Annotated in this window: 7 protein-coding genes; all 7 read right to left on the bottom strand. The window is 38.1% G+C overall.

The annotated features are described in order from the left end of the window. Positions 1-249: 249 nt before the first annotated feature. Positions 250-1,458: a nucleotidyltransferase domain-containing protein gene (locus tag PLH43_RS12290; RefSeq protein WP_324363537.1), complete on the bottom strand. Its 1,209-nt coding sequence runs from the start codon at positions 1,456-1,458 to the stop codon at positions 250-252. After that, a complete protein-coding gene (locus PLH43_RS12285) occupies positions 1,455-2,798 on the bottom strand; it encodes an MATE family Na+-driven efflux transporter (RefSeq protein ID WP_324363535.1) in 1,344 nt (447 codons plus the stop codon). The genes PLH43_RS12290 and PLH43_RS12285 overlap by 4 nt, the downstream gene beginning before the upstream one ends. Continuing rightward, positions 2,785-3,135, bottom strand: coding sequence for an HNH endonuclease signature motif containing protein (locus PLH43_RS12280; RefSeq protein WP_324363532.1), 351 nt, complete (start codon positions 3,133-3,135; stop codon positions 2,785-2,787). The genes PLH43_RS12285 and PLH43_RS12280 overlap by 14 nt, the downstream gene beginning before the upstream one ends. A 171-nt stretch (positions 3,136-3,306) precedes the next feature. After that, the gene (locus tag PLH43_RS12275) at positions 3,307-3,444 is read right to left on the bottom strand and encodes a hypothetical protein (RefSeq protein ID WP_324363530.1); all 138 of its coding nucleotides are present in this window, start codon (positions 3,442-3,444) and stop codon (positions 3,307-3,309) included. Positions 3,445-3,740: 296 nt separating this feature from the next. Continuing rightward, positions 3,741-3,980 carry a hypothetical protein gene (locus tag PLH43_RS12270; RefSeq protein WP_324363528.1) on the bottom strand — a complete coding sequence of 80 codons (240 nt, stop codon included), beginning with the start codon at positions 3,978-3,980 and terminating at the stop codon, positions 3,741-3,743. A 686-nt stretch (positions 3,981-4,666) separates the two neighbouring features. After that, positions 4,667-5,395 (bottom strand): hypothetical protein, encoded by a 729-nt coding sequence (locus PLH43_RS12265; protein ID WP_324363526.1) that lies wholly within the window; start codon positions 5,393-5,395, stop codon positions 4,667-4,669. Between the two features lie 344 nt (positions 5,396-5,739). Further along, positions 5,740-6,125, bottom strand: a 386-nt coding sequence (locus tag PLH43_RS12260; RefSeq protein ID WP_324363524.1) for a hypothetical protein, incomplete at its 5' end; no start/stop codon positions are given.

Here is a 6,125-nt window from a genome sequence, read left to right as displayed (position 1 = left end):
CGCCACCAAGACACACGAAAAAGGAGCGTATAAACTCGCTCCCATCGTGTGTCTTTTTTGTTGTTTTTCGCGTCTTTTCGCCTGTTTTCAGCTACCCTCTCAAAAACTTTCAAGAAATATTACTTATCGTTCGTTGTCCCTGCCCTCAATTAGGGACTTGTTCCCCCTTCTATGCTAACGAACAATATCGCTTTTTAGGGTACCCCTAACGAACGAAAAGGCTGTTTTTAGGCTCCATCGCTTTTTTATCTAACATAATATGTCATAATATTTTTTCTCTTTGCATCCTACTTTTTTTAGGGTTTCTGCCGTAATTGCTTTTATGTTTTTGATATGCTTTTGTTTATCAATGTTAAAATCATAAAGAAGGTTTTTAATGTCGATGCCTTCCAGTTTATCTAATGCCATTTTGGGAAGATAATTATATTGGAAAACGCCTTTCGAAAAGAGCTGTAGCCTTATGATTTCGTGAATGATAATGTTATTATGAAAGAAGAATTTATAATCATCTCCTTTCTTCGCGATGTTGTCCAATGATAATACAAAAAAGATTAATCTTTTTATAGTTTGCTCAATCATCTTCTCTTCGTTAAAAGAAAAATCATCGATTGCTGTCTGCAATGCTTGGACAAGATCCGCATCGCCTTTAATTACCGTAGCTTCGGAGCATTTAACCATAGAATTGACATAGTACCACATGTTATCTTTTTGATTTTGAACTATGACTAATTCAATGAGGATATCTCCAAATCGAATGGTAACCTTATTCTCTACAGTATCAATAAAAGTAATATCCGCAACATATTTATAGAGCTTAGCAACTTCATCTACCGTCATGGTAGTGGTTATTGAAAGATCTATATCCGATAACTTACTTAATTCATTTCTTCCAAGTGAACCAAATGCAACAATTTCCTTAACATCTGTGTTGGGAATGAGTAATTTTAGGATATCGCAAAGCTTTTCATAATGACTGAACGGCAGATTGGTTAACTCATCAATGCTTATTATTCTGATGATTTGCAACGCCTTTGACAACCAAAGCTGATGAAGTTCACCATTAATTAATTCTTTGCCGATACGCCGGATGGTATCCGACATTTCTTCTTGATATACAGGATATGGTATTCTTGAAAAGTCTTTGTCTTTTAACCTTCGGACACATATTTCTGCATCTGTATCCACATAAAGAATAATAAAGGTTTTTGGAGGGATTGCCTCTTGCAATTGTCTTGCAAGAGGCCCCATTCCCGATAACTCCACGATGATATTATCATTTCTCGTTACTGCTTCTACAAATTTAGTGCGTGCAAGGAGCTCCTTTTCAATTGTTCCATCACCGTATTGATTTCTGTATGCATCGATCTGAGCAATATCATACTTAGGAAGCATGGTCTTCAACTTATCGATTAAATAACTTTTTCCGCTGTTGATGTTGCCACACACAAGAATTCTCATACATTTTCCGCCTTCAAATTATCTTCCATGCCGCCTTTTTTCTTCTTCAGCATCCACCAGAAAATGAAGTAAGTCAGTACGCTGTCCATTGCTGTTCCACCGGCAAACATCAACGCAATTTTTGTCAATGTCGGCTCATAGACGCCTGTAGCATAAAGGATAAACATTAAACCATAGTAAACTATGTTAATCACTAAGGATTGGAACAACATATAATTTGTTTTTCCTAGACCGTAGAAGATACTATCAATGACGTTATTAAAGGCGAATAAAATGTAGAATCCTAAGCTAATTAACGCTAAGATATATACCTCATGTGCATTGCTTACATTCATAACGTTCTTAATAAAGGGCTCCCATGCCGGAATTGTCACTAACCATAATACACATATTACTGCAGTAATCAAAAAGTAGGCATATGATTTGCTCTTTACTGCTTTTATGCCTTCTTCACCGCAGTCACGCTTAATAAGTTCACCAAGTTGAAGTATTGGTAATAACAACCAACCCCAAATAAAATTGTTTGTTACCCAGAATGTACCCTGCTCTCCAACAACGTTGACCATCCTGACTATCATCAACATGAAAGCAATATTGCGTACGAAAGACTCTAGTCCAGAGTATCCTCCAACCTTCAGCCATTCTTTCATCCATTGGAAATTTAGCTTTGCCTTTTTAAGCAAAACAATTTTTTCCCTATACAAAAAGTATACCGCCAGCATAAGTAATAGTGCATTGATAATCATGTTAGTATAAGCGATACCGTTTACACCAAGACGCAGTGACACATTTAACGATGAAACAAAAAAAGTATCTAATATGATTGATAGTATCATTTGGATACTAAGAATGAAGTATAAATACTTTTCCTTCTTGACTGTTACTAACACAATGACGAAAAATTTGACAAGAGTAGCAAAGATATTTGCGACTGTTTCTAGTCTTATGTATGTAGCTGTTTCCGCAATTAGTGTCGTATCCTGTGCCATAAGCTTTATCATTGGCACGGCAAAAATTATAATAATTATTGATAATAAAGAATAAACGCCAAATGTCGCAATTGCTCCCGTTCTTACGGTATTATTGAGTTCATCTATATTCTTTTTAAAGGCTTTTCCAATAAAAAAGAATAATGGAAGAATAATCGCTTCTTGAATAATCTCATAAAGAAGATTAACCCAAGAAAGTTGGCTTGCTATGTTGTATCCCCAATCACCAGGCAATTGTCCAAGATAAAAAATTCTTACGGTTGTATATACCGTGGGTAATAGCCCCATAAGCAATAATGCCAAAAACAATTTGTAATTTATTGATTTGATTGATTCTTTAATTTTCTGCATTTCTTCCCTCCAAAGTAACTATACAATATTTTTTCTGACTGTAATCATATGCGGCTAATTCATCAATGTTTGCATTCCTTGTCTTTTTGACTTGATATGTTACATTATTAATAGTGAAAGTTGTCTTCTCACCTTTTTGATCATTCGTTAGACGGTTTACGATTTGGAAATTTACTATTTCATTCTGACCATTTTTTGATTTTGGCAAAATGTGATCCACATCCCAATCATATGGGGAATGGGTTCCAAAATCTTTTCGCCTGATTTCTTTTCCATCAAAATCTGTTGCCACTATTTTGTTTCCGAATTCGTTTTTCCAGAAATTATCTGCTGTCATTTTTACCTCCATAATTAGTGTTAAATAGCACTAATATGGACTTTTAATTATCTGAGTAGTCAAAAGCCCATATAGTACAGGGTTTTCATTTTATTGAATCCCACATACCAAAACAAAAAAATATGTTTATGGTACCAACCAGACTATTGGCTGTCTTACACAAGTGCTGTCTTAGTCTTTGTCTCCTGCATATTCATTATTGTTGGGATTGCATTGATCTGCATGATTATCTAAATTTGCTTGATATGCATCATTGTTCGGATTGTTTTGGTTTGCATAATCATCCCATTGCTCTTGACTTCTACTCATTTTCATCACCTCCTTTGACCATTATTTTGCATTAAAAAACCGTTTGCAAAAAAAAATGCAAACGGTTAATATCAACCATGCAGCATTGTTTTGCTAATTGATTTATGCAATCTATTAACTTTGTAATCAGTACTTGATTATCTGGTATAATCAAACGACATTTCGCTTTCGCTACTAATTCGCAGAGCTGCTCTAGGTACCTTCATACAAGGGCATATTAACAGAATTAACACATTGTGTCAATAGGGAAAATAAAAAAATCCCCGCACACGCTGTTAAACGCATACGGGGACATCTTATTTAATCTGTTCTTTTACGGTTATTCCGCAGTTGTAGCATATTTCTATCTCTTTTGGTGCGGTGACCTTTATTTTTCTTACCAGGCTTTTGAAGATTTTTTCGTCAAAGGTGGTTAGCTTATCGCTGGTATTTAGGAGCTTGATGATTTCCTCTTTACGGTAGTCAGCTAGTTGCATCTTACCAAGCTCTGACTCTATTTCTTGTTTTTCTAGTGTCAAAATATCGATGCTACTCATTTGTCATTCAAAAAATCAAGGGTGCTTATTGTTTTAGCATATGATTTAAACCATAATAATTTTTATAAATAATTAACCACAAACAATCTTACAAAACTACTGTTTTGCCCAAATTTGTTATTCCGCGAAATCAAGACCCTATCAATCTACTTTCTTACTTTTTGTTTTGTCTTACTTTTTGTTTGATAACTTGTAAGTATTTGGTAATTTTTACCACTTTTGATTTTGTCCCCGCATAACAGCACGGCAGAACGGAAACATCGTTCTGCCGTTTGTTTTACCATTAAAAGCCGTATTATTGCGGCTTTTTTGCTTTGAAACGAGCGTTATATAGATTGTTAGTGTTTTCTTTCCTTTTTGTTCGTGAGCCTTACTGTCACAACGGACTTTTGTGGTTCTAACCTAAAGTGCCGAAAGTGCGATTTGTTTACTTTTTGTTTTTTACTTTTGTGCGACATTCACACTAACTTTTTGACCCTCAAAATAAATCAAAACAATCAAAACTCCGCAGATTTTGGTTTGGCATCACTGTGATGCCAAACTGCCCGTAGAGTCTTTTTGGCGCATCTAATCCTCCTTTGATTTTGTTAAAGCAGCTTGCGACCTGCTCCAGGTCTACCAAAGGAGGATTGCCTTTGTCTATCCATAGCTAAAGCTTTTTTCTGACCACTGGCTCAGTCGGCAGTTTACTCTTCCCTGAAAATCAAGGTGTACCGATTTTCGGCGACATTGACGGCGAAGGTTTTGGATACCGCTCCGTCCGAAACGGTGATCGTGACGGAGCCTCCCTTAAGCGCGGAGAGGGTTTTGCCGTTTACCGAGACTACGGACGGGTCGCTGGAGGTCACGTCTATGTCTCCGTCGCCCGTATAAACATAACCCGCATACGCCGTGCCGTCCGTTTCAAGCGCTATGTCCCCGCTCAAAAGGGCGAGCGTCGTGCCGTCCTCAAATATCACGCGCAAAAGTTTTACACTTTTTACGTTGTCCGAAGCGCTGTAATCGTCCGCGTTTACGGTATAAATATCCTTTTCCTCCGTCAAAACATAGACTTTCAGCCAAAACTCGTTTTTGGTGTTGAAATATACGTCGGCTTTCTGTATCGTTAGAACTATGATCCGGGTTTCGCCCGCTTCGAGATTTATCGTAAGCGTATCGAAAACGTTTTCCGCGTTGGAATACGCCGTAACCTTGACGGAGATGTTCTCCGCACCCACCGCGCTGTTATTGACGACGGTGACGGTGACCGTGCCATCCTCGTTGCGCACTATGGAATAATCCTTGTCTATCCCTATATCCGTGAGCAGTATTTCGACCTCGGCGGAGTTGTCTCCGGCGTCCTCGTCCAGCCCCTGTTTGGATATCTCGAACACCAGCGTGCCGCGCGCCGCGGGCAGCGTAACGGTTATTTCCATGTCCAGCCAGCCGTTTCCGGGAATAACGCCCGATATTACGGAGGTGCCTCACATTCCAAAAAAGAGTCAGGGGTGTAATGATTCTATCAAAAAACTTGCTTAAGCCCTTCACCGTCCCGAATGCTCTCGCGGAAAAATCATCCGATACGCTTCGCATCACCTCAGACCTAAAGTTTGAGCCATTAACTAAATAGCTAAATGTCGGTAAATAGCCGTAGGGGCTATAAATGTATCAAATAGTTCCTTCTCTTTGTCTGTCGGCACCGGCAAAGCCATCTCTAATGCTGGAATCTTTATCATCTTTATTACCTCTAGCTTATTTCTTTTTATATCTAGTATTGTTCTTATTTGACTTGAAGTTGTATATCCCTGGTATCGATATACCATTTATCTGTATCATCCACTCTCTCTACCGGCCTCCAAGTATATGTCTCTAGAAGTGGCTGATAAATGCTGACTGTCGCTAAGAGGGTTCTTTCTATACCATCAAAAAACCTTGCTTTCTCCTCTAATTTAATTGCAGCCCACAACTCATTTGTCGTCTTTCCAGAATCCACTACTTCCGCCGAGACAAAAGAGGAATCCGATACCTTAAATGGCCCGTAATCTTTTAATACGGAAGCGTAAAACCACGCCGAGTTATTAGCCTTTACAAAGGCTCTATGAGCAAACTTAAAAACTAAGTCCTTATGAGCCTCTATAAAACTTTGCCAGTTATTCAAAACTTCCC

It is taken from the genome of Acetivibrio sp., from assembly GCF_035371925.1.
Lineage (GTDB): Bacteria > Bacillota > Clostridia > Acetivibrionales > Acetivibrionaceae > Hungateiclostridium.
Note: the sequence above shows the minus strand (reverse complement) of the source record. Positions and strands in the feature narration are given on the sequence as shown.